The organism is Micromonospora desertarenae (assembly GCF_056150265.1).
Genome location: NZ_JAXCFQ010000001.1, coordinates 143,105 through 165,828, shown reverse-complemented (window position 1 = coordinate 165,828; position 22,724 = coordinate 143,105). Strand labels below are relative to the sequence as shown.

The following is a 22,724-nucleotide window of genomic DNA, read 5'->3' as shown; positions in this document are numbered from 1 at the left end:
CCTCCGACCCGCCCGCCACTGCCGTTGATCATGAGGTTGGCGGCGGTCGCGTCGGCGTGTCGCACCGCCAACCTCATGATCAACGAGCCGGCCCGGGGTGGGGGTGGGTGGGGGTTAGTGGGTTAGGAGGGTGTGGGAGGTGTGGATGTGGGGCCAGGACTTGGGTTGGGTGGGTGGGGTGGTCTTGCGGGCAGTGGTGGGGAGGTCGGGGCGGGTGGGGGTGAGTAGCCAGGTGGTCAGGAGGTCGTCCAGGTCTAGGCCGGAGATCCGCTCGGCGAGGGCCTGGAACTGCTCGATGCTCGCGTTGCCGTGCCGGTGCTCGGCGGTCCAGGCCGGCAGGATCGCGAAGAACGCGTCGTCGCCGACGGCCAGCCGGAGCTGGTGCAGCGCCATCGCGCCCCGGTCGTAGACGGCGTCGTCGAAGATCCGGTTCGGGCCGGGCTCACCCGGCGGCACCTGCCAGAACTCGTCGTCGGCCGGGTAGCTGGCGTAGGTGAAGTCGAACAGTTCCTGCGCGGTGCCCTCGCCCTGCTCCTCCGACCAGAGCCACTCGGCGTAGGTGGCGAAGCCCTCGTTGAGCCAGATGTCGCTCCAGTCGGCCACCGAAACCGAGTCGCCGAACCACTGGTGGGCGTTCTCGTGCACCACCACGTAGGTGTTGGCGCCGCGACGCCAGAAGCCCGGGCCGTACACCGAGCGGGTCTGCGTCTCCAGCGCGAAGCCGATGCCGTCGACCGGCCCGGCCACCCCGCCCTGCGCCTCGAACGGGTACGGGCCGAAGATCCCGCTGGCCCACTCGACGATCTCGGCGGTGCGCTCGATGCTGGCCCGCGCGGCCGGCCCCAGCTCGCCCAGCGTGGTGCTGTACGCGTTCACCACCGGCTGGCCGTTCGGCGCGGTGTCGCTGACGATGTCGTACTGGCCGATGGCGAGGAAGGCCAGGTAGGTGGCGGTCGGCGAGGTGGTGCGCCAGCTCCACCGGGTGCGGTTGCCGGCCTCGGCGACCGGCGGCCGCGGCTGGACGCCATTGCTGATCACCTCGACGCCGGTGGGCACCGAGACCGAGATGTCGTAGGTGGCCTTGTCCGTCGGGTGGTCGTTGCTGGGGAACCACCACCAGGCCGACTCCGGCTCGTTCACCGCCATCGCCCCGTCGTCGGTACGGGTCCAGCCGGTGTAGCCGCCCACCAGCGTCTCGGACGGTACGCCCGAGTAGCGCACCACCACGGTGAGCTGCTGGCCGGCGGTCACCGCCCGGCGCGGGGTGACCACCAGCTCGTGCACCCCCTCGCGGGTGGCGGTGGCCTGCCAGCCGTTGACCCGTACCGAGTCGACGTCGAGCAGGAAGTCGAGGTTGAACCGGGACAGGTCCCGGGTGGCCCGGGCCAGGATGGTGGTGGTGCCGGTGAGCAGGTCGGTCTGCGGGTCGTAGCGCAGCCGGACGTCGTAGTGCTCGACGTCGTAGCCGCCGTTGCCGTAGTCGGGGAAGTAGCTGTCACCGAGCCCTGGACCGCCGGGTTGCGGCGCGGCGGTGGGCAGGACCGGCCGACCCCAGCCCGGTAGGGCGGCGTGGCCGGGGGTGCCGGCGACCAGGGTGCCGGCGGTGGTGACGGTCAGGGCGGCGATGGCCGCCGTGAGCGCTCGTCGCACGGGGTGGACTCCCTCCATCGGGGTGTTCGCACGGTCAACCTAATCGACGCATGTGAACATGTCGCGTCCGCCATGCCGCCGCGCCGCGGGGTCGGACGTTTCCGTCCCGGGATGGCGGCGACGGTTCCCCTGATGGAAATATTTCGATAGCATTACCGGCTAGTAACAACTGTCACACCCCTGGCCACGCGCGCGGTCACAGGGCCCCACCACCTGAGTCCTGTGGAGGTCCCGTCATGCCCCACCGCCCGCTGGCCCGCGCCCTGGCCGCGCTGGTCGCCCTGCTCACCGCCGCTCTCGGCGCGGTGTTCCTGCCCGCCCCCGCGCAGGCCGCCGCCACCGTCAACTACGTCGCCCTCGGCGACTCCTACTCCTCCGGGGTGGGCGCCGGCCCGTACGACTGGTCCGGCTGCCTGCGCAGCCAGAAGTCGTACGCCCCGCTCTGGGCCGCGTCCCACGCGGTGACCAGCTTCCGGTTCGCCGCCTGCGGCGGCGCGGTCACCGCCGACGTCATCGCCGACCAGGTCGCCGCGCTCTCCAGCACGACCACCATGGTCACCATCACCATCGGCGGCAACGACGCCGGCTTCGCCGACGTGATCACCAGTTGCCGGTTCGGCAGCACCTCGACCTGCACCGACGCGGTCAACGACGCGAAGGCGTTCGCCACCGCGACGCTGCCCGGCCGGCTCGACGCCACGTACGCCGCGATCCGGCAGCGGGCGCCGAACGCCCGGCTGATCGTGCTCGGCTACCCGCGGCTGTTCGAGACCACCAGCTGCGGCTGGCTGGCGATGAGCGTCTACAAGCGCACCATCCTCAACGAGGCCGCCGACCTGCTCGCCACCGTCATCGCCGGCCGGGCGGGCGCCGCCGGGGCCACCTTCGTCGACACCCGCCCGTACTTCGCCGGGCACGGGGTCTGCGGCGCCGACCCGTGGATCCGCGACGTCAGCGGGGTGATCGAGGCGTACCACCCGGACGCCGACGGCTACCTGCCCGCGCTGACCTCCGTCACCGGCTGAGCCGTACCACCGGCGGCGGCCGGCGCTCCACCCGGAGCGTCGGCCGCCCCGGCCGGCGGCGGTCCGCCGCAGTGTCGGCGAGCCGACACCGGCCCCGTCCGCGACCGTCGCGGCCCAGCTCAGTTAGGCGTCGCGGGGACCGGACGTCGGCGACGGGAGCAACGGTGGGCAGGCTCGCTTCGGGGTACGGGCAGGCGGTCGCCGCGCACCGGGCCGCCCGGGCGCACCTCGATGCCGCCCGCCGGGCGATGGCCACGACCGCCGCGCCCGGCCCGCCGACCGGGACCGCCGAGCTGGTCGGCCGGCTGGCCCGCCTCGGCGACACCCTTGCCGCCCCCGAGCCCGCCCCGATCGCCGGCACTCCGGTCGCCATCCGGATCGGCACGGCGTCCACCCCCGACGGTGACTTCCCGGCCCTGGTGCCGCTCGGTGGCGGTCACCACCTGGCCGTCGACGCCGACGCCGGCGATCCCCGGGTCGCCGGGCTGCTGCGCGCGGTGGTGCTGCGGCTGCTCGCCGCAGCCCCGCCCGGCGCCGTCCGGGTCGCCGGCCTCGACGCCACCAGCCCGGACGCCGCCGGCTCGCTGCCGGCCGGGCTGGCGGTCGGCCCGCTGCGCCCACTGGTCGCCGCCGGCGTCCTGTCGGTGACCGGTGGCGTCAGCGCGCTGCTCGACGTCGCGGAACGGCATGCCCGCGCCGCCCGGCAGGCCGGCCGCGCCGACCAGGAACTCCTGGTCGTGGTCGTCGGCGCGAGCCCGCCACCGGAGGCGGCGGCCCGGCTCGCCGCGCTCACCCGGGCCGGCCCGGCCGGCGCGGTCTGCGTCCTGGCCGCCGGCTGGCCACCGCCGGCCGACCGGCCGGTGCTGGGCGGCACCACCCAGGTCCGGCTGGCCGAGACGTACGCCCACCTCGGCGACCCGCCCGGCACCCCGTTCAGCGCCGACGGCAGCGGGCTGGCCGCGCCGGTGCTGCTCGACGGTGACCCGCCGGCCGCCGAGGTGGCCGCCCTCGCCGAGCGCCTCGGCGGATCCGGGAACACGGTGCGGCTCGCCGCCCTGCTGCCCAGGTCTCGCTGGACCGGCTCGGCGGCCGGCGGCCTACGTACGGTGATCGGCCGGGCCGGCCCGGAACCCGTCACCGCCGCCCTCGACCACGCCACCCCGCACTGGCTGGTCGACGGGTCGGCCGGCCGGGCGTCCTTCCTGCTCGCCGTGGTGCACGGGCTGGCGGCCCGCTACCCCCCGACCGGACTGCGGTTCCACCTGCTCGACGTCACCGGCCGGGCGGGCTTCGCCGAGCTGGCACCCACCCCGGGCGACCCGTCCTGGCTGCCGCACGCCCGCGCGGTCGGCGTCGAGCCCGACCGCGAGTACGGCCTCGCCGTGCTGCGCGACCTGCGCCGCGAACTGCGTCGGCGGGCCGCGGCCCGGAAGCGGCCGGGCGTCGCCGCGCCGGCGGACCGGCCCCGGATCGTGGCGGTGGTCGACGGGTTCGAGGTGCTGCTCGCCGGGGACGACGCGCTGGCCCGCGAGGGGGCCGACCTGCTGGTCGACCTGGCCCGGGCGGGCGGCGCGGTCGGGATGCACCTGGTGCTGGCCGGCCCGACCCCGCGCGGGGCGCTGCCCAGCCGGATCGCGGCGGTCCTCGCGCGGCACGCGCTGCGCGTGATGGTGCGGGAAGAGTCGCGCGAAGCGTCCGTCGCCGGACCGCTCGGCGGCTCGGTCCTGCCCACCGCACGCGTCATCGCCGGCCGGCCCCCCGGCGCGGGCATCGCCGCTCGGTTCCCCGACGCGCACGCCGCCGCCGGCGAGCTGGCCCGACTGCGCCGCGAGCTGTGGCAGGCCCGCCCGCCCGGCGCGCGCCCGCCGGCAGTCTTCGCCGGGTACGCGACCGCCCGCGTCGAGGAGGACGCCACGTTCGCCGGGCTGCGGCCGGGCGGACGGCGGCCGTTGGCCCTGGTCGGCCGGACCGTCGACGTGGACGGCACCTCCGCGCTGTTCATCATGGACGCCACCCCCGGTCGGCACCTGGCCGTGGTCGGCGCCGCGGCGACCGGTGCGGAGGTGCTCCGCGCGGCCACGCTGAGCCTGGCCCGGCAGCACGCCCCGGGCGATGCCCGGTTCCTGCTCGCTCCGCTGACCGCCGCCGCCGACCCGGCCGCCGAGGACACCGTCGCGACGCTGGCCGCCACCGGCCACCCCGTCGAGCGGCTCGACGCCGCCGGCCTGCGCGCCGCCCTCGCGGCCTGCCCCGGAACCACCGCGAGCCCGCCCGCCGGATCCGGGTCGGCCGGGGGCGTTGCCGCCTCGGCCCCCGCTGCCGGCCGGACCTACCTCGTGGTGTTCGGGGTGGACGCCGCGCACCCCGTGCTGGCCACCGTCGACCCGGAGACCGGTCGCACCGGCCACGAGGACCTGCGCGCCCTGCTGCGGCACGGCCCCGGCCACGGGAGGCACCTGCTCGGCTGGTGGCGCGGGCTGGGCCCGCTCGCCCGTGACCTCGGTGACGCGCGGGCGCCCGAGGACCTCGCCTGCCTGGTCGCGCTGGACGTGCCCGGCGCCGACCTGGGTGCCTGCCTCGGCGTGCCCGACCTTGGGTCGCCCCGGCCCGGCCGGGCGCTGCTGGTCGACCGGCACGACCAGCGCACCCGGCTGATCGTGCCGTTCACCGGCGACGGCCGCGAGCCGGGGGAGGGCTGAGCGGATGTCCTTCGCCGAGTACGCGGCGCTGGCCCGGCAACTGGCCGAGCGGCGGCCGGCGGGTGGCGCGGGTCGCCGCCGCAACCTGCACGCCGCGGCGGACCACCTGGAACGCCGGCTCACCGCCCAGGGCGAGCGCCTCGACCAGCTCGGCCGCGCCATCGGGCAACCGCCCGCCACCCCACCGCCGACCACCGGCTCCGCACCGCCGGCCGACCCGGCCACCGGCTCTGCCCAGCCGGCCGACCCGGCCAACGGCTGTGCCGCGCTCTCCGACGCCGCCACCGGCTCCGCATCGCCGGCCGAGCCGGCCGCCGCTTCGCCGGCACCGGTTCTCGTGCAGGTCGCCGACTCCACGGTCCCGCCCGCGCCGGCCCGTTCGCCGGGCACCGCCGGCCCGGCCTCCGGGGCGGGGAAGGCCGGCGGCGCAGCCGACGGGCCGGGGCGGCCGGGCGTCGGGGCGTACGCCCGGGTGGGGGAGACCCCGGCGGAGGCCGACCCGGCGGTCGAGCTGGAGCTGGCCCGGCGCTGCGCCGACGAGGCCGACCGGTACGGCCAGCAGGCCGAGCTGCTGGCCCGGCGGCCGGCGCTGCTGCCGGCCTGGTCGCCGGTCGCCCGGGCGGCGGTGGTGCACCTGGTCGCGGCCGGCATCGCGGCGCTGGTGCTGGTCGCCGTGGTGCTGGTCGCCGGGGTGGCGCCGCGCGACGCCGGGTGGCTTGTCGCCGGGGCGCCGGTCGTGGGGTGGCTGGTGCTGCGGCGGTGGGGGAGGCCGGCGGTGACCGGGCCGGACGACCGTCAGCGGACGGTGCTGACCCGGGCGGTCTTGACCAGCCGGGCGAAGCGCACGTCGGGACACGGGTAGTCCTCGCCGCAGCCGCAGAGCCAGCGGGTCACCACCCGGGGCGGATGGCAGAAGAGGATGTCGTCGGCGTCGGCGATGTCCTCTTCGGACGCGAGGGCGGTGGTGGCGTCGTCGGCTGGCGGTGGGGAAGCGCGGTCGTGGTGGGGGAGGTCGTCCACGGTTGGGCTCCTGCGAGGTCTCCGTGCTGCTGACGTCGGTCGGCGTGGCCGAGTGGGCCACGGCACGCCCGGCCGGCCGTTCGGGGGTCGACCGACCGGGCGCTCTGCGCGGTGGGGAAGAACCAACTCCAAGGGTGCTGACCAGGGAGCCGGTCAGTTCGGAGCTTAGGATAACAAGCTATCGGAGGTCAAGGTATTACTTGCGATAACAAGATGAGGAGTGGTCAAATGGCGGTGCTGACCAGGGAGTACCGCCATGCCGCCAAGCCCCAAGTGGGTTGAGCTTGCTGAGCACATCCGCAAGCAGATCGCCTCGGGTGAGTTGTCGCCCGGGGAGAAGTTGCCGTCAACCTCGCAGCTCTGCCAAATCCACGCCGTCTCCGCGATCGTGGTGCGCAACGCGATGCTGACCCTCAAAGCCGAGGGTCTGGTGGTGGGCGTGCCTGGCGTCGGCGTCTTCGTCGCGGACCGCTGAGGCTGCCCGACGTCGGTTCCGGTTGACGGCCTTCGAGTGGGCGCGTCGCAACGCCCAACTACCCGGTGCGATCGGATAGGATCGCTGGTATGACCGGACCGGTGAGCAAGAAGTCGTTCTCGCTGCCGCAGGACGTCGCGGAGCGCTTGGAGCGCGAGCCGAACGCCAGCGCGTACGTCGTCGAGGCGGTCCGGGCCCGGATGCGGGCCGAGGAACTCGATGCGGAGCTTGCCCGCCGCGGGATGACCGTCTCGGCGGAGGGTCGGGCCCGGGCCCGGGCGCGGCGGGCTCAGGTGGAGCAGGAGTGGTCGCCCGGCCGGCGGGCGGCGTTGCGGGACCGGTCCCGTCGGGCGGCGCAGGAAATGCTGGACGGCGCCGACCGCCAGGCTCCGGCCGCGTGATCGGGCCGGAACTGGCACCGGTGCGGTTGGTACTGGACCGGTCGGCGTTGCTGGCCTACCTCGCCGGCTCGATGGACGTCGCCGAGCCCATCCACGAGGTCGCCCAGGACGGAGTGCGGTTCGGCGTGCCGGCCGTTGTCGTCGCCGAGACCTTGGCGATGGTCGACGACTCCGCCGACCGAGCGGTGCTGCACCGGCTGCTCGACGGCTCGGCCTGCGCGGTGCTGCCGACCTGGGGCGAGGACTGGCAGGAGCTGGCGTACTGGCGCACCGTCACCGGCCGGGTCGACCTCGCCGCGGCGGTCATGGCCGTCCTTGAGCACGACGCGTGCGTGCTCACCAGTGAGGCCAAGGCGTACGGCGACGGCGGCGACCTGCCGGTGATCGCCTTTCCGGCCTGACGGGCACGAGGAGCGGCACCGGTCAGGTCGGTTCGACGACCACCACCGGGATCTCGCGGTCGGTCTGCTGCTGGTAGCCGGCGTACGTCGGGAAGACGCCGGTCATCACCTGCCACAGCCGCTGCCGCTCCGCGCCGGTGGCGGTCCGCGCCCGTGCGACGAACTTCTCCGCGCCGACCTGCACCCGCACCTCCGGGTCGGCGCACAGGTTCAGGTACCAGTTCGGGTGCCGCGTCGCCCCGCCGTTGGAGGCGACCAGCAGGTAGCGGTCGCCGTCGCGGCCGTAGATCAGCGCGGTGCGGCGCAGCGTGCCGGACCGGCGTCCCCGGGTGGTGAGCAGCAGGGTGTCGTAGCCGTGGTACTTCCCGCCGTCCGCGCCGTCGGTCTCCAGGTAGCGGCGCACGTGGCTGGCGACCCACCCGACCGGGCTGTCCTCAATGGTCTCGGCCATCGGACCAGGGTAGCCGGCTTACTGGTAGTCGGCGGTGCTCCGGACGGCACCGAACCGGGGGAAGATCCGGCCGACCGCGAAGTCGTGCTCGTCGGCGGCGAAGCCGGACATCGCGTCGGCGACGAACTCCAGCTCGTAGCCGTGGTCGCTGGCCGCGCGGGCGGTCGACTCGACGCCCATCGTGGTCACCAGGCCGGCGAGCACGACGGTGTCGACCCCGCGCTGGCGCAGCCGCTCGTCCAGGTCGGTGCCGTGGAAGGCGCCGACGGTGCGCTTGACCACCACGATGTCGCCGGGCGCGACCAGGTCCTCGGCGAAGTCACTGCCGGGTGGCTGTTCGGCGACGCCCGGCCGCTCGACCCGGACCTGCACCACCGGCTCGCCCGCGGCCCGGAACGCGGCGGCGAGCCGCCGGCACCGGTCGAGGACCTCGGCGCCGGTGTGCGGAGCCAGGTCCAGGGCGATGATCCGGGGCATCAGGTCGATCAGCACGAGGGCACGGGTCACCTGATGATCATATGTCGTCGGTCTCGGCCCGCTCGCCGCGCCCGGTTGCCGGGACCGGACCCGGGCCACGGGGCAACCGTGGCCCGGGGGTGTGGTCACTGCGACGCCGGGACCGGCACCAGCTCGTCGGCGCCGGCCGGCACGCCCAGGGCCGTCGGCTGCTCGGTCATCCGGCGCCGGCGGCCGGACGGGACGGCCAGGGCCGCGGCCATGGCGGCCAGGGCCAGTGCGGTGAGGACCAGGAAGCCGAGGGTGAACCCGGCCTCCCGGGGCAGGCCGTTGGCCTGCGGGTGGGCGGTGATGATGCCGCTGACCACTGCCGCGCCGATCGCGCCGCCGATGGTACGGATGTTGGCGTTCATCCCGGACGCCACGCCGGTCTGCCCGGCCGGGACGTTCTGCACCACCAGGTTGGCCATCGAGGCGAACGCCAGCCCGACCCCGATCCCGAAGAGGCCGGCGGTGAGGGCCACCTGCCAGCGGGCGTCGTGCGCGACGGTCAGCAGGGCGAGCGCGACGGCGTTGATCGCCGCGCCGCTGACCAACTGCGCCTTGGCGCTGAACCGGGCCTCCAGCCGGCCGCTGACCACCCCGGCGAGGAACATGGTGACCAGCATCGGCAGCATCAGCAGGCCGGCCTCGGTGACGCTGGCGCCGAAGCCGTACCCGGCGACGGTGGGGGTCTGTGCGAACTGCGGCAGGAACGCGAAGAGGGCCATCATCGACCCGCCGTAGAGCAGAGCGGCCAGGTTGGTCGTCCAGACCGCCGGCAGGCGCATCATCCGCATGTCGATCAGCGGGTTCCGGGAGCGCACCTCGGCCACCAGCCAGCCGGCCAGCAACACGGTGGCGAGCGCCAGCAGCCCGAGCACCGGGGCCGAGGTCCAGCCCCAGGTGGTGGCCTTGCTGATCGGCAGCAGCAGCGCCACCAGCCCGGCGGAGAGCAGCACCGCGGCGAGCCAGCTGATCCGGCCCGGGGTGCGGACCGGCGACTCGGGCACGAAGCGGTGCGCGGCCAGCGCGGTCAGGCCGACGACCACCATCGGGATCCAGAACAGCCAGCGGTAGTCGAGCGCGGCCACGATCGGCCCGGCCAGCACCACGCCGACGCCGCTGCCGGCGGCGATGATCGCGGAGATGGCGCCGACGGCCGAGGAGACCCGCGCCGCGGGGAACTCGTCGCGGATGATGCCGAACGAGAGCGGGAAGACCGCGCCGCCGATGCCCTGCACGACCCTGGCGGCGATCAGCACGCCGATGCTGGGCGCGACCGCCGCGAGCAGGCAGCCGACGGCGAGCGCGGCGAGCGAGACGACGAGCATCCGCCCCTTGCCGACCATGTCGCCGACCCGGCCGAGGATCGGCGTGAAGATCGAGGCCGAGAGCAGGTACGCGGTCAGCACCCAGGTGACGGTGTTCTGTGAGGTGTGCAGGTCGTGCTGGATGGTGGGCAGCACCGGGGTGATCAGCGACTGGAGCATCGCGAAGAACCCGGTGCCGGCGGCGAGGACGAGGAAGGTCAGCCGACGCGAGCCGCGTCGGAGTGTCACTGCCACGGTGGGACTCCAGGAGTCGAGGTACGGGAGCCGGGCGACGGCGGTCGGCCGGCGTGGTCGTGTGGTCGGTGGGCCGTCGATCGCGCGCGGGGATCGGGCCGGAGCCGGAGTAAGCTATCCGGAGGCACGGCTCCGGTCAGTTCCGGAGGGGTGCCTCCATTAAACTAGCGGAGGGGTTCCTCCGGATGCAACCGACGAGGGGTGACGTACGCCATGACCAGCGGTGAAGACTTGCCGGCGGTCTTCGCGCGGCGCCCCAAACGGGCCGACGCCCGGCGCAACTACGACGCCCTGGTGGCCGCCGCCCGGGAGTCGTTCGCCGAGGCCGGGGCCGGCGCCTCGCTGGAGGAGGTCGCCCGGCGGGCCAAGGTCGGCATCGGCACCCTCTACCGGCACTTCCCGACCCGGCGCGAACTCTTCGAGGCGGTCTACGTCGACGAGGTCCAGGCGCTGTCCCGCTCCGCGGCCGACCTGGCCGGCCTGCCGCCGTGGGACGCGCTGGTGGCCTGGCTGCACCGGTTCGTCGGCTACGTGGCCACCAAGCGGGCGCTCGCCGAGGAACTGGTGCACGACTCGGAGGTCTTCCGTACCTGCCGGACCGAGATCTACGCGGCCGGCGAGCCGATGCTGCGCCGGGCGCAGGCCGCCGGCGCGGTGCGGTCGGACGTCTCCTTCGACGACGTGCTGCGGCTGATCAGCGGCCTCACCATGGCCCAGTTCACCGCGCCGGAGCAGCGCGACCGGGTGCTCGGCATCGCCCTCGACGGCCTGCGGCGGCCGGCCGGCTGACCCCGCAGCTCAGGGGTCGACCAGCAGCAGCCACTCGTCGTCGAGCCGGCGCACCACGGTCCCCTCGGGCCAGGTGTGCGGCCCGGTGGCGGTCGCCCGGGCCTGGTCGACCAGCGGCCGGCGGGCCAGCGTCGCCGCGTCGAAACTGACCGGGCCGAGGAACCGCGCCCGGCCGAAGTTGGCCGCCCCGGCGAACCGGGCCCCCTCGAACCACGCCTCCGCGCCGAACACCGCCCACCGGAACAGGGCCAGGTCGGCGAAGTGGGCCCGGCGGAACCCGGCGTAGCCGGCGAACTCGGCCCGCTCGACGGAGACGCCGCCGTGGAACACCGCCTCCCGGAAGGTGGCGCTGCCGGTGAACCGGGACCGGTCGAGGGTCACCGGCCGGTGGAACGTCGCGCCGCGGGCCGACACCCGGTGGAACTCGGCCCGGCGGGCCGAGAGCGCGCCGCCGACCGTGGCGCCGGTGAAGCTGGCCGTCCCGGTCACCCGGGCGCCGTCCAGGACGATCTCCGCGTCGCCGGCGAGGTCGTCGCAGACCAGGTCGTCGAAGCTGGCGCCGAGCGCGAGCCGGCCGTGCACGCTCGCGCCGGCGAAGCTGGTGGTGCCGGCGCAGACCGCGCCGGTGAGGTCCGCGTCGACCAGGGTGCAGCCGCTCGCGTCGAAGCCGGCCAGCCGCGCCCCGGCCAGGTCCAGGGTGACGCCGGGCCAGTGCCCCGGGTCGTCCGCCCGCAGGTGCCGGGTGAGCAGTCGCTGCGCGGTGCGCCGCACCTCGTCCTCGCGCGGGTCGTCGGTCGGCGGCGGCATCCGCAGGTACGCGCAGAGCACCGCCGTGATGGTCTGCCGCTGCGCCGGGTTGTCCTGCCCGAGCCGCTCCAGCGCGTACAGGCCGCCGAGGCGGACCGCGGCGGTGTCGCTGCCGAGCAGCTCGACCGCGCGGGTGTAGAGCTCGGTGAGCCGTCGCTCGGCGGCGTCGTGCTCGGCCGCCTCGGCCTGGCGGTCCTGGTGCCGCGCGGCCGCCTCGGCGACCGACTCGGCGTGCGCCTGCACCCGCTCCCGGTGCGCCTGGTCCCGCGCGGCCACCGCCTCCTGGTGGCGCTGCGCGCGTTCGCCGATCCACTGCCGGCGGGCGGCGAGCAGCAGCGCCAGCCCGCCGCCGGTGCCGGCCACCACGGTCAGCCCGGTGCGGATGGCGTCGATCCGCAGGCTGGCCCGGGTGTCCGGCTGGGCGGCCCGGTCGGCCTCGCCGAGCAGCCAGTCCAGCACCAGCCAGCCGAGCAGGGCGGCGAGGAGCAGGCCGACCAGGACCAGCCACCACGGCATCACCCGTAGGCGCTCGTCGCGGGGTGGAGTCTCGGGCACGGCCCACAGCATGCCATCCGGCCCGGCCACCCCGGGTGCCCGTCGCGGCCGACCGCTTGCCGCGGCCCGGCAATCCCCTGCCGGGCACGGGAAAGCCGCCGTCCCTTGTGGAGACTCGCGAGGCGAAATGCCGGTTTCCATGCTTCGCGGAACAACGGGTTACCAGCGCGTAACTTTGCATTGACGTTTCTGGATTGTGACGCGCATCATCGTCGCACGGTCGATCGGAAACCCACCCGTCTCCCCGGTTCGCCGGGTGCCTCCCGCCGGAGGTGCAGCCATGCTGCTCCGAAAGATCGCCACCGCCGCCGCCCTCGCCACCGCCACCGCCCTGCTCGTCCCGGCCACCGCCGCCGTCGCCGCACCGGACCGGGCCGACGCCGCGCCCGCCGCCACCGCCAGCACCGCCGCCGCCAACCCGGTCATCGTCGTCGGCGGGCTCAGCGGCGTCGCCGTCGCCTACGAACCGCTCGCCGCTCGCCTGCGCGCCGACGGGTACCGGGTCTTCATCTACCAACTGCCCGGCCTCGGGCTCGGCGACATCCCCGCCTCCGCCCGCTCCTTCGCCGGCTACGTGGCCCAGGTCCGGTCGGCCACCGGCGCGGCCCGGGTGGACCTGGTCGGCCACTCCGAGGGCGGGCTCGTCTCCCGCTACTTCCTCAAGCGGCTCGGCGGCACCGGCGTCGTCGGCCGCTACGTCAGCCTCGGCTCACCCCAGTACGGCACCTACGTGGCCAACATCCTGAAGTTCCTCGGCCTCGGCAGTTGCGCCGGCGTGGTCGCCTGCCAGCAGATGTCGATCGGCTCGGCGTTCCTCGCCGACCTCAACGCCGGCGACGACACCCCCGGCACGCTCCGGTACACCACCGTCCGCACGCTCCAGGACGAACTGGTCCGGCCGGTGGACAACGCGCTGCTCAACGACGGGTCGACCAACGTGCTGATCCAGTCGTACTGCCCGCTGCGGGTGGTCGGGCACCTCGGGCTGGTGCTCGACGGCACCACCTACACGGTGGTCCGCGGCGCGCTGACCGACGCCCCGGTGCGACCCAACTGCTACGCGCTCTGACGGCGCCGCCCGCGACGGTTCCGCGCCCGCGCCGATCCCGGTGCGGGCGCGGCGCCCCCGCGGTCGGCACGGGCCGGCGCGGTCGGATGACCGACACCGGGCGGGGCTGACAACGATCGGCCCTGCTCGATAACCTGCGTCGCTGTCCACACACGACTCACCGGGTGCACGACGGCACCCGCCGAGGAGCCGCGACCATGACCGATTCTCCGGTGGTACGCGCCGCCGAGCCGCCCACCGAACCGCCGCCGTCCGGCCGGGACATCGCCCACCGCCCGCCCGGCTACCCGAGCGCGCTGGTCTGGCTGCGCGCCGGGATCCTGCGCGACTGGCGGGGCGTGCTGGGCGCCTTCGTCGCCACCTGGTTCTACCTGCCGCTGGCCCTGCTCGCCGCGGTCTGGGGCGGCATCTCGTTCGCCGTCACCGGCCTCTTCGCCGGCGCGCTCGGCGTCGCCGACCAGCTCCCCGCCGAGGTGCGGGACACCCCGGTGGTCGGCCCGCTGGTCGACGCCTTCCTCAGCCGCTCGGGCGGGGTGCTCGGCGGCTTCCTCGGGTTCGCCGTCGGCTTCCTGGCCGGCTTCCTCCTGGTGCTGCTGCTGCCCTGGCACGCCGCGCTCGACGAGCCGGTCGCGCTGCTGACCGGCCTGCTCGGCATGGTGGCCGCCGCCGCCCTGATCGGCCTGCTCTACACCCTCTACCGGGTGCTGCTGGAACCCCGCCTGCTGGTGGTCTCCGGAGCCCGCGAGCCGAGCCGGCGGGAGGAGGCCCGGCTGCGCCCCGTGCTGGAGCAGTGCGCCCACCGGCTCGGCCTGCCCACCGTGCCGCGGCTGCTGATGGAGGACGACCCCGTCCTGGCCAACGCCCGGACGTACGCCCGGCACATCGTGGTGACCACCAGCGTGCTGACCGAGCCGGACGAGGAGGTCGCCGCGCTGCTCAGCCACGAACTGGTGCACTGGCGGGCCGGAGACGAGGTGACCAGCGCCTTCGTCCGGGGCGTCGCGCTGCCGCTGACCCTGGTGCACGCGGTCCCGGCGTGGCTGATGCGGACCTTCCCGCATCCGGCCACCAACTTCGTGGTGTTCCTGTTCTTCTGGCCGGTCCTGCTGACCATGAAGTACGTGGTGCTGCCGCTGCACGCCCGCGACGTCCGGGCGGCCGAGTACCGGGCGGACCTGGGCGCGGTGCTCACCGGCCACGTCGACGGGCTGCGCGCCATCCTGGAGCGGCGCCGGTCGTTCGAGACCGGGCGCAGCGGCTGGGACGAGGCGGTCTGCGCCACCCACCCGCCGCACGAGTTGCGACTGGACCGGCTCGACCGCGCGTCCGCCCCGGCGACCGTCGACGCCCCGGTCACCCCGGAGCTGATCTTCGGCAAGTCCGGGCCGATCGGCACCCCGAAGGGCTGGCTGGTCGCCGGCGCGGCGGCGCTGGCCCTGTGCGTGGGCATCGCCGGGCTGGGCGTGGTGCAGTGGGCCTTCTTCCGGCCCCAGGCGGCGGTGGACGGATACTTCTCCGCCCTCGCGGACCGGGACCTCGACGCGGCGCTCGACTGGCTGACCCCGGAGGAGCGCACCACCGTGGCCGACCGGAAACTGCTCGCCGACGTGCTCCGCGCCGACGGCTACCAGCCGCCGACCGACGTCGAGATCACCGGGCTGGAACGGGACGAGGACCGCGCCACCGCCACCGTCTCCTACCGGCTCGGCGGCGAGCGGCGTACCGGCGCCCTCGCCCTGCGACGCGAGACGTCGGCCACCGCCGGCCTGTTCCACGGCTGGCGGGTCCTGGACGGCCTGACCCCGCTCGACGTGCCGCCCGGCCGCACCGGCCTGGCGCTCAACGGGGTGCCGATCCCGGCCACCGGCGAGGGCGGCGGGGTCCTGGCGCTGCCGGCCGGCGGTTATACGGCGACCGGCCCGGGCAGCGCGCTCAGCGAGGTGCCCCCGGAGCCGGTGCAGGTGGGCCCGGGGCAGCCGCAGGCCGTCCCGCTCGGCCTGAACCCGGTGGTCAAGCCGGCGGCCACCACCGCCGCCGAGGAGCGCGTCCGGGCCTACCTGGACGAGTGCGCCAAGAAGGCCGTCGCGGCTCCGGAGGGCTGCCCGTTCCGCTACTACGGCGACGGGGTACGGAAGATCACCTGGCAGGTGCTCGACTACCCTCGCATCAGCGTGGAGCTGACCGGCCCGGACACGGCCCGGGTCACCACCCCGTACGAGGGCCGGGGCCGGATCCGCGCCACCGGCACCTCGACCGGCTACTTCGGTGGCACGACCCCCTTCACCGACGAGCAGGAACTGGTGGTGGACGGGGTCCTCACCGCCACCGGTGACAGCCTCACCTTCCAGACCGGCGACTGATCGGGAGACCCGACGTGACCGACGTGGACAACGCGACGCGGCAGCCGGTGCGGCTGACCATCGTTCCCCGGCACCGGCAGCCGCCCCAGGTCGCCCTGCTGGACTGGATCCACCGGCGGCCGGAGTACCGGCCGGCGGTCCGCCCGGCCGGCGGAGCGGGCGGCGGCCGGCCCGGGTTCAGCGACGCGGTCATCATCGCGGTGCTGGCGCAGGGGCTGCTGCCGGGGCTGTTCAACCTTTTGCAGACCTGGGTCGACCAGCAGCGCACCGAGGCGAGCATCCGGATCCAGTCCGGCGAGACCGAGGTGGAGTTGCAGGTCAACGGCCGGACCGACTCGGCCCGCCTGCTGGCCCAGGCGACCGAGGCGCTGCGCGCGGCCCGCGAACCGGGCGAGCTGCCCGACACCCCGGCCTGACCCGCCCGGGGGTGTCCGGCGGCGCGGCCGGGCACCCCCGGGGCGGGCCGTGCTCAAGCGGCCCGGGACAGCGCGGCGAACTCGTCGTCGGTCAGCGTCACCCCGGCCGCTGCCACGTTCTCCTCCAGGTGCGCCACCGACGACGTACCGGGGATGGGGAGCATTACCGGCGACCGCCGCAACAGCCAGGCGAGCGCCAGTTGGGCGGGCGTCGCGCCGTGCTCGGCGGCGATCGCGTCCAGCGGACCGCCCGGCCGGGCCAGGTTGCCGGTGGCGATCGGGTACCAGGGGATGAAGGCCAGGTCGTTGCGCTCGCAGTGGTCGAGCACCGGCTCCGCGCCGCGGTCGGCGAGGTTGTAGAGGTTCTGCACCGAGGCGATCGGGGCGATCGTCCGGGCCGCCTCGATCTGCTCGACCGTCACCTCGGAGAGCCCGATGTGCCGGATCTTGCCCTCCTCCCGCAACAGCGCCAGTTCGCCGAGCTGGTCCTCCAGCGGCACCTTCGGGTCGATCCGGTGCAGCTGGTGCAGCGGGATGCAGTCCAGGCCGAGGTGACGCAGGCTCAGCTCGGTCTGCTGGCGCAGGTACTCCGGCCGCCCGACCGGTCGCCAGTCGCCGGGCCCGGCGCGGGTGAACCCGGCCTTGGTCGCGATCACCAGATCGTCCGGGTACGGGTGCAGCGCCTGGCGGATCAGCAGCTCGCTGACGAACGGCCCGTACGAGTCGGCGGTGTCGATGAAGGTGACGCCCAGCTCGACCGCGCGGCGCAGCACCCGCACCGCCTCGGCCGGGTCCTTCGGGTCACCCCACACGCCGGGGCCGGTGAGCTGCATCGCGCCGTAGCCGAGCCGGTCGACCTGGAGGTCGCCGCCGATCCGGTAGGTGCCGGACGCCTTCGCGGGCGGCCGGCCGCCGTCGCCTGCCATCAGTCGTGGTCCTCTCGTCGCCTGCGGCCAATCTAGCCACCGCCGCCGGGCGCGATGTCGGCTTTGCGCTCGCGGGCCGTCGTACCGTTCTGCTACCCCTGAGGGAGCACGGCGGGAGCCGACCGGGGGAGGCCCGATGTGGCGACGGAACACCGATCCAGTAGGTCGCCTGCGCCGGCGGCTGGACGCGTTCGGCTCCACCATGGACCCTCGGCACGTGCTCGACCCGGCGGCGATGCGGGACGCGGACGCGGTCGCCGACCTCGTCGCGGGGGCGGCCCGCCGCGACCGCGTCGACGACGCCACGGCGGAGGCCGTCTTCCTCATCGCCTGCCTGCACTGGTACCGGTACCAGGTGTTGCCGGCCGGCCAGGACCAGGCCGACCTGGACCACGCGGTGCTGCTCACCGAGATGCTGCTGGCCGCCGCCCCCGACAAGGTGCCGCCCTCGCTGGCGGCGATGCTGCGGGTGCACGGCCCCCGGTCCACCGCCGCCCGTGGCGGCGTGCCGGGGCAGCGGTCCGCGCCCCCCGACGCGGGCGCCCGCTCGGGCTCGCCCGGTCGGGCGGGTTCGCCCGCCGGTCCGGGCTCGTCCGGCGAGGAGGCGATGGGGCTGTTCCTGGAGGCGGTACGGCTGATGGGCGGGGCCGAGCGCAGCGGCGACTACTCGGCCGCCGAGCGCGCCACCGACCTGCTGCGCCGGGCCGTCGCCGGCACGCCCGCGGGTGACCCCGCCCGGCTGCACTACCTCTCCGCGCTCGGCAAGGCACACCGGGACCTGTTCCTGCACCGGGGCCGGTCGCCGGAGCACCTGCGGCGGGCGGTCGAGGCGCACCGGGAGAGCCTGGAATCCACGCCGGCGGGTGACCGGGAACGCCCGGTGCGGATGTTCCACCTCGGCAACGTGTTCGGCGACAGCTACGAGCTCAGCGGTGACCGGGCCGCGCTGGACAGGTCGATCACCCTGCTCGGCGACGCGGCCCGGGCCGCCGGGGCGGACCCCCGGATCCGGGCCATGGCCCGGGCCAACCTCGGCCAGCGGCTGCGCGACCGGTGGCGGTCGCGCCACGATCCGGCCGACCTGGAGCGGGCGGTCGAGGCCCTCACCGCGGCCGCCGAGGGCATGGACGACCCGCGGCTGACCGTGCTGCTCGGCAGCGTCCTGGCCGACCGGTTCGTACGCGCCCAGGCCGCCGCCGACCGGGACGCCGCGATCGAGGCGTACCGCGCCGCGCTGGCCGCCGGCGGGCTCGACCGGGAACTGGCCGGCGTGGCCCGGGTCGGCCTGGCCGCGCTGCTCGGCGCCCGGCACGAGGCCGACGGCGACCCCGCCGACCTGGACGCGGCGATCGACGCCCACCTGGCCGCCGTCGCCGACGGGCCGGACCCGGACGGCCTGCGCCACGCCGCCGGCAAGCTGCTCGAACAGCGGTACGCCCGGGACCGGCGCGCCGCCGACCTCGACAGCGCGATCCACCTGCTACGGCTCGGGGTCGCCGGCGCCTCCGACGACACCGAGCGGGCGGTCCGCCTCGCCGACCTCGCGCACGCGCTGCACAGCTGGCACGCCGCTCTGGACGGGTTCGACGCGCTGCGCGCCGCCGAGGACGCGCTGCGCGAAGCGGAGCGGCTGCTGCCGGCCGGGCACCCCGACCGCCCGAACGTGCTGAACAACCTCGGCGACCTGTGGCGGGAGATCGCCGACCGGACGGGCGCGGCCGACCGGCTGGAGCCGGCCGCCGCGGTGCTGCGGGAGGCGGTGGCCACGGCCCGGCCCGACTCACCGGAGCTGCCGGTGTACCTGTCCAACCTCGGCCTGGTGTTGCAGACCCTGTTCGCCCGCACCCAGGACCTGGCCACCCTGACCGAGGCGGTCGAGGTGCTGCACCGGGCCGTCGCCACGAGCCCGGCCGAGCACCCGGACCGCTTTCTCGCCCTGACCAACTACGGCTCGGCGCTCAACCGCCGGGTCGAGGTGACCCTCGCCGCCCCGGGGGGCGTGGTCGAACCTGCCAGGCCGGACGTGGTGGCGGCGGTGGCGGCGCTGCGCGAGGCGGCGGACCTGGCACGGCGGGGCGCGGAGGCACGGGAGATCGGCCTGGCCCTCGGCACGCTGGCGCTGGCGAACCAGCTGCGCCACCAGGTGACCGGTGACCCGGCGGCGCTCGACGAGGCGGTCGACGCGCTGGTGGCGGCCCGTGACGTCACCGACGGGAGCGGCCCGGAGCGGCACCGGCTGTCGATCAACCTCGGCAACATGCTGCTGCTGCGGTTCTGCCGGATCGGTCGCTCCGCAGACCTCGCCGCGGCCATCCGGGCCTACCGGGAGACGGTGGCCGGGCGTCCGGCAGGGCACCCCGACCGGGCGATGTGCCTGCTCAACCTGGCCGTCGCGCTGGACGAGGCGGCCGCCCGGGCCGGCGGCGGCGTCCCGGTCCTCGGCGGCGGCGCGCGGCCGGCCGAACCCGACCCGGCGGCGACCGCGCCCGCCGGGGAGTGGTCGGGCACCTCGCCCGGCGCGCTGCGCGCCGAGGCGCTCGCCGCGCTGCGCGAGGCCGCCGCCGTCGAGGCCGCGCCCTCGCTGTTGCGGGCCACCGCCGCCCGGCGGTACGCCACCCTCGCCGAGCACCTCGGCGACCTGCCCGCCGCCCTGACCGGGTACGCCTCGGCCATCGAGCTGATCGACCTGGTCGCCTGGCACGGCATGAATCCGGACGACCAGGCCCGGCTGCTGGCCCTGTTCCCCGGGCTGGCCGGGGCGGCCGCCGCGTGCGCCGTCGACGCGGGGCGGCCGGAGCGGGCGGTGGAGCTGCTGGAGTACGGCCGGGGAGTGCTGCTCACCCGGGTCCGCGACGCCCGGGTCAGCCTCGACGCGCTCCGCGACCGGGCGCCGGAGCTGGCCGACCGGTTCGCCGAGGTGCAGGCCGAACTGGACGGCCTCAGCCAGAACTGGACCCTGGCCACCACAACCGCGGGTGCCGCACCGGCCACCGGCGCGGCGGTCGGCGGGCCGGCCATCGGCGGCGACAGCGAAGCGCCGGCCGGGAACCCCGAGCGGCGGCACGAGCTGGCCGTCCGGCGGCGGGAGCTGCTGGCCGACATCCGCCGGCTGCCCGGCTTCGCGGACTTCCTCCGCCCACCCGTCTTCGCCGACCTGGCCCGGGCCGCCGGCCGGGGTCCGGTCGTGCTGGTCAACGTGGCGCGGCGCCGCTGCGACGCGCTGGTGGTCGACGGCGGCGGCGTCCGGGTGGTCCCGCTGCCGCAGCTGACCTCGGCCGACCTGGTCGACCGGGTGGTCACCTTCCTCACCGCGATCGGCACGGCCACCGCGCCTCCCGGCACCGCGCCCGCCGGATCGGGCACCGCGCCCGCCGGATCGGACACCGCGCCCGCGGGCTCGGGCGGCGCACCTGCGGGGCCGGGCGGCGCACCTGCGGGTCCGGGCGCCACGCCCACCGCACCCGGCGCGCCCGGTGGCGGGCCGGGCGAGGCGTTGGCCGACCAGCGGCGCCGGCTGGCGGCCCGGCGGACGATCACCGGGACCCTCGACTGGCTGTGGCAGGCGGTGGCCCGCCCGGTGCTCGACGACCTCGGCCCGGCGACCGCCGGCCGCACCGACCTGACCCGCCTCTGGTGGTGCCCGACCGGGCTGCTCAGCCTGCTGCCCCTGCACGCCGCCGGCCCGCCCACCGGCGACGGGGCGCTGGACCGGGTCGTCCCGTCGTACACGGCCTCGCTGCGGGAGCTGCTGCGCGCCGACGACGGCCGGGCCGCCGGCTCCGCCGCGGTGGACGCGGCGCTCTTCGTCGGCCTGCCGCAGACCCCGGGCCTGGCCGACCTGCCCGGCGTCGCGCGGGAGCAGGAGATCGTGGCCCGGCACCTGGCCCGGGTGCGGCCGCTGACCGGCCCGGCGGCTACCCGGGAGGCGGTGCTCGCCGCGCTGGCCGGCCGCCCGGTCGCCCACCTGTCCTGCCACGGCACCCAGGACCTGGCCGCCCCGGCCCTCGGCCGGCTCGCGCTCGCCGACGGCCCGCTGCACGTGCGTGACCTGTGGCAGCTCCACGCGACCGCGCCGGCCGGGCTGGCGGTGCTCTCCGCCTGCGAGACGGTACGCGGCGGAGCGGCCCTGCCCGACGAGACGATCAGCCTCGGCACCGCTTTCCAGCTCGCCGGCTTCCGGCACGTGATCGGCTCGCTCTGGTCCATCTCGGACGCGGTCACCGTCCGGCTCTGCGACCGCCTCTACGCCGGCCTGGCGGCCGGGCCGGGCCGGATCGACCCGGAGCGGGCCGCCGTCGCCCTGCACGGCGCGGTCCGCGAGACCCGGCACGCGCTGCGCGAGGCCCCCGAACTCTGGGCCGCCTACGTGCACGTCGGCCCCTGACCCCCGACCCGCCAGCTCCCCGCCTCCCGTCGCCGGGGCCGTGCGCGGTCCACGGATCGTCGGGTCCCGTGGCCGGGCCGCCGGCCGCGGGTCGTGACCGACCGGCCGTTGGGTGCCGGTCCGGCCCGTCCCGTTCAACAGGCCGGTACCGCCTTGATCGTGGTGGTGTCGGTCAGCGGCACCTGGACCGGTCCGGTCGCGGTGCGGACCGTCAGCGTCCCGCCGGTCGTCGCGGTGACCGTCCCGCAGACCGGACCGGCGCCACCGCCCACCTGCACGAACGGGCCGGTGCGCGGCGGGCCGTACCAGGTCACGCCGACCGCGGCGACCAGCAGCGCGGCGCAGAGCAGCACCAGGCCCACCCCGGTGCGCAGGGCGCGGACCGCGGCCACCGCCTCCTGGTGGTCGCCCATCGGCGGGGGCGGCAGCGTGGCCACCGGCGTGACGGCCAGCCGCCCGTGCGCGGCGCGCAGCAGCGCCAGCGCGCCCACCGCGCCGGTGACCAGCGCGGCCAGCAGCAGCACGCCGACCAGCGTCGCCCAGCCCGGGGCGAGCGTGCCCACGTCGGTGCGGCCCCGGATCAGGCTGAAGCCGACCAGGGCGAGCAGCAGGGCGCCGAGCCCGTTGCGCCAGGCCAGCGCGGCGGACCGGACCCGCTCCAACTCGGCGCGCAGCAGCCCGGCCAGCGCCTGCGCCTGGCGCAGGTCCGCCACCGTGGCCGGCGGCCCGGGGCGCAGCCGGATCACGGCTCGACGTCCAGCCGCAGGGTCCAGTACGCGCCGCAGCCGACCTGCCCCTCCGCCCGGTACGGGTGGGCGACCTCGCAGGTGCAGAAGATCGTCCGGTAGCTCGGTGGGGGTGGCCCGGTCGACCCCCGGGGCGCGGGCACCCCGGCCGGCTCGACGGCCGCGCTGGCCGCCGACCCGGCCGGGGTGCCGCCGGCCGGCCCGTCCGGGTCGAGCGGCGGGGCGGGCGGGGCTTCCCGGCGGAACACCGAGTCGACCAGGGTGAAGGTGATCGGATCCTGGCAGCGCGGGCAGCCGCCGCTGAGCACGACGGCCGTGCCGAACTCGCGCACCGTGAAGGTGGCCGCCGCCTCCAGGGCGTACGCCTCGTCGGTGACCTCGGCGTACGGCAGCGGCGCCGGCTGCGTCCGTGCCCGATCGTCCATCCGCGACCTCCGATGACCAGACCCGTGACCGGACCGTCCACGGTAGTCGTCCGGCGCATCCC

20 protein-coding genes are annotated in these 22,724 nt (G+C 76.0%); 11 read left to right on the top strand and 9 right to left on the bottom strand.

Translation table 11 applies throughout. The features are described from left to right. Window positions 1-114: 114 nt before the first annotated feature. Complete coding sequence (locus tag SM577_RS00740) at window positions 115-1,668, bottom strand: M1 family metallopeptidase (RefSeq protein ID WP_474580443.1); 1,554 nt, start codon at window positions 1,666-1,668, stop codon at window positions 115-117. Between the two features lie 218 nt (window positions 1,669-1,886). Here SM577_RS00740 and SM577_RS00735 point away from each other — a divergent pair, with 218 nt between their 5' ends. The 3 genes from SM577_RS00735 to SM577_RS00725 all read left to right on the top strand — a co-directional run bounded on the left by SM577_RS00735 (window position 1,887) and on the right by SM577_RS00725 (window position 6,236). After that, window positions 1,887-2,675: an SGNH/GDSL hydrolase family protein gene (locus tag SM577_RS00735; RefSeq protein WP_474586059.1), complete on the top strand. Its 789-nt coding sequence runs from the start codon at window positions 1,887-1,889 to the stop codon at window positions 2,673-2,675. Between the two features lie 164 nt (window positions 2,676-2,839). After that, window positions 2,840-5,374 carry a serine/threonine-protein kinase gene (locus SM577_RS00730; protein ID WP_474586058.1) on the top strand — a complete coding sequence of 845 codons (2,535 nt, stop codon included), beginning with the start codon at window positions 2,840-2,842 and terminating at the stop codon, window positions 5,372-5,374. 4 nt (window positions 5,375-5,378) lie between these two features. After that, window positions 5,379-6,236, top strand: coding sequence for a hypothetical protein (locus tag SM577_RS00725; protein ID WP_474586057.1), 858 nt, complete (start codon window positions 5,379-5,381; stop codon window positions 6,234-6,236). On the opposite strand, the gene SM577_RS00720 is transcribed toward SM577_RS00725, so the two are convergent. Next, window positions 6,170-6,394: a hypothetical protein gene (locus tag SM577_RS00720; protein WP_474586056.1), complete on the bottom strand. Its 225-nt coding sequence runs from the start codon at window positions 6,392-6,394 to the stop codon at window positions 6,170-6,172. The two genes, SM577_RS00725 and SM577_RS00720, sit on opposite strands and share 67 nt — an antisense overlap. Window positions 6,395-6,650: 256 nt before the next feature. Between SM577_RS00720 and SM577_RS00715 the strand changes: the two genes are divergently transcribed. The 3 genes from SM577_RS00715 (at window position 6,651) to SM577_RS00705 (ending at window position 7,671) form a co-directional block, all read left to right on the top strand. After that, window positions 6,651-6,869, top strand: coding sequence for a winged helix-turn-helix domain-containing protein (locus tag SM577_RS00715; protein WP_474580447.1), 219 nt, complete (start codon window positions 6,651-6,653; stop codon window positions 6,867-6,869). A gap of 89 nt (window positions 6,870-6,958) precedes the next feature. Beyond that, entirely contained in the window at window positions 6,959-7,270 is a 312-nt protein-coding gene (locus tag SM577_RS00710) for a hypothetical protein (RefSeq protein ID WP_474580448.1), read from the top strand. A gap of 71 nt (window positions 7,271-7,341) precedes the next feature. After that, window positions 7,342-7,671 (top strand): hypothetical protein, encoded by a 330-nt coding sequence (locus SM577_RS00705; protein ID WP_474580576.1) that lies wholly within the window; start codon window positions 7,342-7,344, stop codon window positions 7,669-7,671. A 22-nt stretch (window positions 7,672-7,693) separates the two neighbouring features. On the opposite strand, the gene SM577_RS00700 is transcribed toward SM577_RS00705, so the two are convergent. From SM577_RS00700 to SM577_RS00690, 3 genes are all read right to left on the bottom strand, one after another. Continuing rightward, the gene (locus SM577_RS00700) at window positions 7,694-8,122 is read right to left on the bottom strand and encodes a nitroreductase family deazaflavin-dependent oxidoreductase (protein ID WP_474580449.1); all 429 of its coding nucleotides are present in this window, start codon (window positions 8,120-8,122) and stop codon (window positions 7,694-7,696) included. 18 nt (window positions 8,123-8,140) lie between these two features. Continuing rightward, a complete protein-coding gene (locus tag SM577_RS00695; protein ID WP_302921672.1) occupies window positions 8,141-8,629 on the bottom strand; it encodes an isochorismatase family protein in 489 nt (162 codons plus the stop codon). 95 nt (window positions 8,630-8,724) lie between these two features. Then, window positions 8,725-10,185: an MFS transporter gene (locus SM577_RS00690; RefSeq protein ID WP_474580450.1), complete on the bottom strand. Its 1,461-nt coding sequence runs from the start codon at window positions 10,183-10,185 to the stop codon at window positions 8,725-8,727. Window positions 10,186-10,398: 213 nt separating this feature from the next. On the opposite strand from SM577_RS00690, the gene SM577_RS00685 reads away from it, so the two are divergent. Further along, on the top strand, window positions 10,399-10,974 hold the full coding sequence (locus SM577_RS00685) for a TetR/AcrR family transcriptional regulator (protein WP_302921675.1): 576 nt from the start codon (window positions 10,399-10,401) through the stop codon (window positions 10,972-10,974). 9 nt (window positions 10,975-10,983) lie between these two features. Here the strand turns inward: SM577_RS00685 and SM577_RS00680 are convergent, their stop codons facing one another. Continuing rightward, a complete protein-coding gene (locus SM577_RS00680; protein WP_474586055.1) occupies window positions 10,984-12,336 on the bottom strand; it encodes a pentapeptide repeat-containing protein in 1,353 nt (450 codons plus the stop codon). Window positions 12,337-12,616: 280 nt separating this feature from the next. On the opposite strand from SM577_RS00680, the gene SM577_RS00675 reads away from it, so the two are divergent. The 3 genes from SM577_RS00675 (at window position 12,617) to SM577_RS00665 (ending at window position 16,181) form a co-directional block, all read left to right on the top strand. After that, window positions 12,617-13,405 (top strand): esterase/lipase family protein, encoded by a 789-nt coding sequence (locus tag SM577_RS00675; RefSeq protein ID WP_474586054.1) that lies wholly within the window; start codon window positions 12,617-12,619, stop codon window positions 13,403-13,405. Window positions 13,406-13,602: 197 nt separating this feature from the next. Further along, the gene (locus SM577_RS00670) at window positions 13,603-15,765 is read left to right on the top strand and encodes a M48 family metalloprotease (protein ID WP_474586053.1); all 2,163 of its coding nucleotides are present in this window, start codon (window positions 13,603-13,605) and stop codon (window positions 15,763-15,765) included. Between the two features lie 14 nt (window positions 15,766-15,779). Next, complete coding sequence (locus tag SM577_RS00665) at window positions 15,780-16,181, top strand: effector-associated constant component EACC1 (RefSeq protein WP_302921679.1); 402 nt, start codon at window positions 15,780-15,782, stop codon at window positions 16,179-16,181. 53 nt (window positions 16,182-16,234) lie between these two features. Here the strand turns inward: SM577_RS00665 and SM577_RS00660 are convergent, their stop codons facing one another. After that, window positions 16,235-17,107, bottom strand: a complete 873-nt coding sequence (locus SM577_RS00660; RefSeq protein WP_302921680.1) for an aldo/keto reductase — start codon at window positions 17,105-17,107, stop codon at window positions 16,235-16,237. A gap of 136 nt (window positions 17,108-17,243) precedes the next feature. Between SM577_RS00660 and SM577_RS00655 the strand changes: the two genes are divergently transcribed. Further along, the gene (locus tag SM577_RS00655; RefSeq protein WP_474586052.1) at window positions 17,244-21,491 is read left to right on the top strand and encodes a CHAT domain-containing protein; all 4,248 of its coding nucleotides are present in this window, start codon (window positions 17,244-17,246) and stop codon (window positions 21,489-21,491) included. Window positions 21,492-21,625: 134 nt separating this feature from the next. Here SM577_RS00655 and SM577_RS00650 read toward each other — a convergent pair whose 3' ends face one another. Together SM577_RS00650 and SM577_RS00645 are read right to left on the bottom strand one after the other, a co-directional pair. After that, complete coding sequence (locus SM577_RS00650; protein WP_474580456.1) at window positions 21,626-22,237, bottom strand: hypothetical protein; 612 nt, start codon at window positions 22,235-22,237, stop codon at window positions 21,626-21,628. Then, entirely contained in the window at window positions 22,234-22,662 is a 429-nt protein-coding gene (locus SM577_RS00645) for a hypothetical protein (RefSeq protein WP_474586051.1), read from the bottom strand. Before SM577_RS00645 ends, SM577_RS00650 begins: the two co-directional genes overlap by 4 nt. Between the last annotated feature and the right edge of the window lie 62 nt (window positions 22,663-22,724).

Coding starts and splice junctions, on each gene's coding strand:
- SM577_RS00740 (WP_474580443.1), bottom strand. CDS start 1,668: ATGGAGGGAGTCCACCCCGTGCGACGAGCGCTCACGGCGGCCATCGCC.
- SM577_RS00735 (WP_474586059.1), top strand. CDS start 1,887: ATGCCCCACCGCCCGCTGGCCCGCGCCCTGGCCGCGCTGGTCGCCCTG.
- SM577_RS00725 (WP_474586057.1), top strand. CDS start 5,379: ATGTCCTTCGCCGAGTACGCGGCGCTGGCCCGGCAACTGGCCGAGCGG.
- SM577_RS00715 (WP_474580447.1), top strand. CDS start 6,651: ATGCCGCCAAGCCCCAAGTGGGTTGAGCTTGCTGAGCACATCCGCAAG.
- SM577_RS00710 (WP_474580448.1), top strand. CDS start 6,959: ATGACCGGACCGGTGAGCAAGAAGTCGTTCTCGCTGCCGCAGGACGTC.
- SM577_RS00705 (WP_474580576.1), top strand. CDS start 7,342: ATGGACGTCGCCGAGCCCATCCACGAGGTCGCCCAGGACGGAGTGCGG.
- SM577_RS00700 (WP_474580449.1), bottom strand. CDS start 8,122: ATGGCCGAGACCATTGAGGACAGCCCGGTCGGGTGGGTCGCCAGCCAC.
- SM577_RS00685 (WP_302921675.1), top strand. CDS start 10,399: ATGACCAGCGGTGAAGACTTGCCGGCGGTCTTCGCGCGGCGCCCCAAA.
- SM577_RS00675 (WP_474586054.1), top strand. CDS start 12,617: ATGCTGCTCCGAAAGATCGCCACCGCCGCCGCCCTCGCCACCGCCACC.
- SM577_RS00670 (WP_474586053.1), top strand. CDS start 13,603: ATGACCGATTCTCCGGTGGTACGCGCCGCCGAGCCGCCCACCGAACCG.
- SM577_RS00660 (WP_302921680.1), bottom strand. CDS start 17,107: ATGGCAGGCGACGGCGGCCGGCCGCCCGCGAAGGCGTCCGGCACCTAC.
- SM577_RS00655 (WP_474586052.1), top strand. CDS start 17,244: ATGTGGCGACGGAACACCGATCCAGTAGGTCGCCTGCGCCGGCGGCTG.
- SM577_RS00645 (WP_474586051.1), bottom strand. CDS start 22,662: ATGGACGATCGGGCACGGACGCAGCCGGCGCCGCTGCCGTACGCCGAG.